The 4,733-nt window shown below is 50.7% G+C and carries 1 tRNA gene and 2 rRNA genes; all 3 read right to left on the bottom strand.

From position 1 onward, the window contains the following. Positions 1 to 95 precede the first annotated feature (95 nt). A 23S ribosomal RNA gene (locus K4I03_RS12290) occupies positions 96 to 2,995 on the bottom strand. A gap of 127 nt (positions 2,996 to 3,122) precedes the next feature. Then, positions 3,123 to 3,195 (bottom strand) — tRNA-Ala (locus K4I03_RS12285). A gap of 64 nt (positions 3,196 to 3,259) precedes the next feature. Next, positions 3,260 to 4,733 (bottom strand): 16S ribosomal RNA (locus tag K4I03_RS12280); the annotation flags it as partial.

The following is a 4,733-nucleotide window of genomic DNA, read 5'->3' as shown; positions in this document are numbered from 1 at the left end:
CCTCTCAGACARGCCTTGTCAACTCAAAATTGAATACAATATCAAATCTMACATTTCTCTAAACCATTCGCTGCACTCTGATGAATTTCTTATTCTAGGATAAGTCCTCGAGCGATTAGTATTAGTCCGCTCCATGTGTCACCACACTTCCACTCCTAACCTATCAACCTGATCTTCTCTCAGGGCTCTTACTAACTTGCGTTATGGGAAATCTCATCTTGAGGTGGGTTTCACACTTAGATGCTTTCAGCGTTTATCCCTTCCCTACATAGCTACCCAGCGATGCTCTTGGCAGAACAACTGGTACACCAGCGGTAAGTCCACTCTGGTCCTCTCGTACTAGGAGCAGATCCTCTCAAATTTCCTACGCCCGCGACGGATAGGGACCGAACTGTCTCACGACGTTCTGAACCCAGCTCGCGTGCCGCTTTAATGGGCGAACAGCCCAACCCTTGGGACCGACTACAGCCCCAGGATGCGACGAGCCGACATCGAGGTGCCAAACCTCCCCGTCGATGTGAACTCTTGGGGGAGATAAGCCTGTTATCCCCAGGGTAGCTTTTATCCGTTGAGCGATGGCCCTTCCATACGGAACCACCGGATCACTAAGCCCGACTTTCGTCCCTGCTCGAGTTGTAGCTCTCGCAGTCAAGCTCCCTTATACCTTTACACTCTGCGACTGATTTCCAACCAGTCTGAGGGAACCTTTGGGCGCCTCCGTTACCTTTTAGGAGGCGACCGCCCCAGTCAAACTGCCCGTCAGACACTGTCTCCGTAGATGATRAACCTACCGGGTTAGAGTGGCCATAACACAAGGGTAGTATCCCAACAACGCCTCCATCGAAACTGGCSTCCCGATTTCATAGGCTCCTACCTATCCTGTACATGTGGCACAGACACTCAATATCAAACTGCAGTAAAGCTCCATGGGGTCTTTCCGTCCTGTCGCGGGTAACCTGCATCTTCACAGGTACTAAAATTTCACCGAGTCTCTCGTTGAGACAGTGCCCAAATCATTACGCCTTTCGTGCGGGTCGGAACTTACCCGACAAGGAATTTCGCTACCTTAGGACCGTTATAGTTACGGCCGCCGTTTACTGGGGCTTCAATTCATACCTTCGCGTTACCGCTAAGCACTCCTCTTAACCTTCCAGCACCGGGCAGGCGTCACCCCCTATACATCATCTTACGATTTAGCAGAGAGCTGTGTTTTTGATAAACAGTTGCTTGGGCCTATTCACTGCGGCTGACCAAAGTCAGCACCCCTTCTCCCGAAGTTACGGGGTCATTTTGCCGAGTTCCTTAACGAGAGTTCTCTCGCTCACCTGAGGCTACTCGCCTCGACTACCTGTGTCGGTTTGCGGTACGGGTAGAGTATGATACAACGCTAGAAGCTTTTCTTGGCAGTGTGACATCACTCACTCGCTACTAAACTTCGCTCCCCATCACAGCTCAACGTTAGAGGTATAAGCATTTGACTCATACCACGCCTCACTGCTTAGACGTACATCCAATCGTACGCACGAGTTAGCCTACTGCGTCCCTCCATCACTTCATACTCTAGTACAGGAATCTCAACCTGTTGGCCATCGGATACACCTTTCGGTCTCTCCTTAGGTCCCGACTAACCCAGGGCGGACGAGCCTTCCCCTGGAAACCTTAGTCTTACGGTGGACAGGATTCTCACCTGTCTTGCGCTACTCATACCGGCATTCTCACTTCTATGCGTTCCAGCGCTCCTCACGGTACACCTTCTCCACACATAGAACGCTCTCCTACCATACCTATAAAAGGTATCCACAGCTTCGGTAAATTGTTTTAGCCCCGGTACATTTTCGGCGCAGGGTCACTCGACTAGTGAGCTATTACGCACTCTTTGAATGAATAGCTGCTTCTAAGCTAACATCCTAGTTGTCTGTGCAACCCCACATCCTTTTCCACTTAACAATTATTTTGGGACCTTAGCTGGTGGTCTGGGCTGTTTCCCTTTCGACTACGGATCTTAGCACTCGCAGTCTGACTGCCGACCATAATTCATTGGCATTCGGAGTTTATCTGAGATTGGTAATCCGGGATGGACCCCTCACCCAAACAGTGCTCTACCTCCAAGAATCTTCATGTCGACGCTAGCCCTAAAGCTATTTCGGAGAGAACCAGCTATCTCCAAGTTCGTTTGGAATTTCTCCGCTACCCACAAGTCATCCAAGCACTTTTCAACGTGCCCTGGTTCGGTCCTCCAGTGCGTTTTACCGCACCTTCAACCTGCTCATGGGTAGGTCACATGGTTTCGGGTCTACATCATGATACTAAAGCGCCCTATTCAGACTCGGTTTCCCTACGGCTCCGTCTCTTCAACTTAACCTCGCATCATAACGTAACTCGCCGGTTCATTCTACAAAAGGCACGCTCTCACCCATKAACGGGCTCGAACTTGTTGTAGGCACACGGTTTCAGGTTCTATTTCACTCCCCTCCCGGGGTGCTTTTCACCTTTCCCTCACGGTACTGGTTCACTATCGGTCACTAGGGAGTATTTAGGGTTGGGAGATGGTCCTCCCAGATTCCGACGGGATTTCACGTGTCCCGCCGTACTCAGGATACTGCTAGGTACAGAATCTATTTAAAATACGAGGCTCTTACTCTCTTTGGCTGACTTTCCCAAGTCATTCTTCTATAAATTCTGAGTCCACATTGCAGTCCTACAACCCCGAAGAGTAAACTCTTCGGTTTGCCCTCCTGCCTCTTCGCTCGCCGCTACTAAGGCAATCGCTTTTGCTTTCTCTTCCTGCAGCTACTTAGATGTTTCAGTTCACTGCGTCTTCCTCCTCATTYCCTTAACAGAAATGGGTAACAGGCATCAACCTGTTGGGTTCCCCCATTCGGACAYCCCCGGATCGAAGCTTACTTACAGCTCCCCGAGGCATTTCGTCGTTTGTCACGTCCTTCWTCGGCTCCTAGTGCCAAGGCATCCACCGTGCGCCCTTACTAACTTAACCTTATTTTTGACCTTTCAGTCTTAAACTCATTAATATTCACAGCGTTTTCGGTTTATTTTCTTGTTACTATTTGATATCGGTATTCAATTTTCAATGGACAAGTTCTTTATCTAGTCAAACTAGATAATGGAGCCTAGCGGGATCGAACCGCTGACCTCCTGCGTGCAAAGCAGGCGCTCTCCCAGCTGAGCTAAGGCCCCACATAGCCCTCTCAAAACTAAACAAGACTCAAGTGCATTCCGTRTGTCCTTACGGACTCCTTAGAAAGGAGGTGATCCAGCCGCACCTTCCGATACGGCTACCTTGTTACGACTTCACCCCAATCATCTATCCCACCTTAGGCGGCTGGCTCCTTACGGTTACCTCACCGACTTCGGGTGTTACAAACTCTCGTGGTGTGACGGGCGGTGTGTACAAGGCCCGGGAACGTATTCACCGCGGCGTGCTGATCCGCGATTACTAGCGATTCCGACTTCATGTAGGCGAGTTGCAGCCTACAATCCGAACTGAGACTGGCTTTCAGAGATTAGCTTGCCGTCACCGGCTTGCGACTCGTTGTACCAGCCATTGTAGCACGTGTGTAGCCCAGGTCATAAGGGGCATGATGATTTGACGTCATCCCCACCTTCCTCCGGTTTATTACCGGCAGTCTCGCTAGAGTGCCCAACTSAATGATGGCAACTAACAATAGGGGTTGCGCTCGTTGCGGGACTTAACCCAACATCTCACGACACGAGCTGACGACAACCATGCACCACCTGTCACCTCTGTCCCGAAGGAAAACTCTATCTCTAGAGCGGTCAGAGGGATGTCAAGACCTGGTAAGGTTCTTCGCGTTGCTTCGAATTAAACCACATGCTCCACCGCTTGTGCGGGCCCCCGTCAATTCCTTTGAGTTTCAACCTTGCGGTCGTACTCCCCAGGCGGAGTGCTTAATGCGTTAGCTGCGGCACTAAGCCCCGGAAAGGGCCTAACACCTAGCACTCATCGTTTACGGCGTGGACTACCAGGGTATCTAATCCTGTTTGCTCCCCACGCTTTCGAGCCTCAGCGTCAGTTACAGACCAGAGAGCCGCTTTCGCCACCGGTGTTCCTCCATATATCTACGCATTTCACCGCTACACATGGAATTCCACTCTCCCCTTCTGCACTCAAGTTAAACAGTTTCCAAAGCATACTATGGTTAAGCCACAGCCTTTAACTTCAGACTTATCTAACCGCCTGCGCTCGCTTTACGCCCAATAAATCCGGACAACGCTCGGGACCTACGTATTACCGCGGCTGCTGGCACGTAGTTAGCCGTCCCTTTCTGGTAAGATACCGTCACAGTGTGAACTTTCCACTCTCACACCCGTTCTTCTCTTACAACAGAGCTTTACGATCCGAAAACCTTCTTCACTCACGCGGCGTTGCTCGGTCAGGGTTCCCCCCATTGCCGAAGATTCCCTACTGCTGCCTCCCGTAGGAGTCTGGGCCGTGTCTCAGTCCCAGTGTGGCCGATCACCCTCTCAGGTCGGCTATGTATCGTCGCCTTGGTGAGCCGTTACCTCACCAACTAGCTAATACAACGCAGGTCCATCTGGTAGTGATGCAATTGCATCTTTCAATTAATTATCATGCAATAATCAATTTTATGCGGTATTAGCTATCGTTTCCAATAGTTATCCCCCGCTACCAGGCAGGTTACCTACGCGTTACTCACCCGTTCGCAACTCATCCAAGAAGAGCAAGCTCCTCT

This window comes from Streptococcus sanguinis, assembly GCF_020729725.1.
Lineage (GTDB): Bacteria > Bacillota > Bacilli > Lactobacillales > Streptococcaceae > Streptococcus > Streptococcus sanguinis_V.
This window is presented reverse-complemented; position numbering and strand designations above follow the sequence as displayed.